This window comes from Variovorax ginsengisoli, from assembly GCF_030486595.1.
Lineage (GTDB): Bacteria > Pseudomonadota > Gammaproteobacteria > Burkholderiales > Burkholderiaceae_C > Variovorax > Variovorax ginsengisoli_B.
This window is the reverse complement of sequence record NZ_JAUJZH010000086.1, coordinates 1-1,069: the sequence shown is the minus strand read 5'-3', so window position 1 is coordinate 1,069 and position 1,069 is coordinate 1. Positions and strand designations below refer to the sequence as shown.

The 1,069-nt window shown below is 64.8% G+C and carries 1 protein-coding gene; it reads right to left on the bottom strand.

All coding sequences use genetic code 11. The features are described 5' to 3' along the window. Window positions 1–893: IS256 family transposase (locus tag QZH52_RS38590; RefSeq protein WP_301816544.1), on the bottom strand; the 893-nt coding region annotated here is incomplete at its 3' end. Window positions 894–1,069: the final 176 nt, after the last annotated feature.

The window sequence follows — 1,069 nt, the reverse complement described above, 5'->3', positions numbered from 1 at the left end:
TTGTCGCGGAGCTGGTCGGCGACCGATCGCCATTGCGAGCGTGCCGCATCGGCCGAGTCTTGTACGAACACCGTGCCGATGGCGGCCGAGACCATGCGCCGCTGCGTCTTGCCGGCATGCGCCAGCGCATTGCGCATGAAGTGCACCCGGCAACGCTGCCAGGTGGCCTTCAGGACCTTTGCTGCCGCCGCCTTGATGCCCTCGTGGCTGTCACTGATCACGAGCTTCACGCCGCGAAGACCTCGACGGTTCAGGCTGCGCAAGAACTCAGTCCAGAAGGGCTCCGCCTCCGACGCCCCGACCTTCAAGCCCAGCACCTCGCGCTGGCCGTCGGTGTTCACGCCCACGGCCACTATCACCGCCACGCTCACGATGCGCCCGGCCTCGCGCGTCTTCACGTAGGTGGCATCGACCCAGAGGTAGGGCCAGTCGCCCTCGATCTGGCGCCCAAGGAAGGCGTTGACGCGCTCGTCGAGCTCGCCGCACAGGCGGCTGACCTGGCTCTTGGAGACGCCGCTCATGCCGAGCGATTTGACCAGGTCGTCCACCGAGCGGGTGGAGATGCCCTGAACGTAGGCTTCCTGGATGACGGCGGTGAGCGCCTTCTCTGCGGTGCGCCGAGGCTCGAGGAACTCGGGAAAGTAGCTGCCCTGGCGCAGCTTGGAGATCTTCAGCTCGACGCTGCCGGCTCGGGTGTTCCAGGTGCGCTCGCGGTAGCCGTTGCGGCTGTTGAGGCGCTCAGCGGGATCCTTCTCGTCGTAGGCGGCGCCGCAGCGGCCTTCGACATCGAGTTCCATCAGACGCTGGGCCATGAACTGCACCATTTGGCGCAGGACATCGACATCGGCTCCCTTCTCGGCGAGCTCGGCTAATGCCATAGTGGCGGTGGTCATCGTGATTTCCTTTATGGACAGGTTTGGTGGGTCGCACCTCAAACTTATCCGGATTTCACGGTGACCACCTCCCGAAGGAAGCAGTCGCTGCGCGGCAAGCCGCTTCGGGCTACGCCCTACGCGCCTTGCCGCGCAGCGAGTGAAAGAAGACTTACACCACTTCCTGGGACATCAAC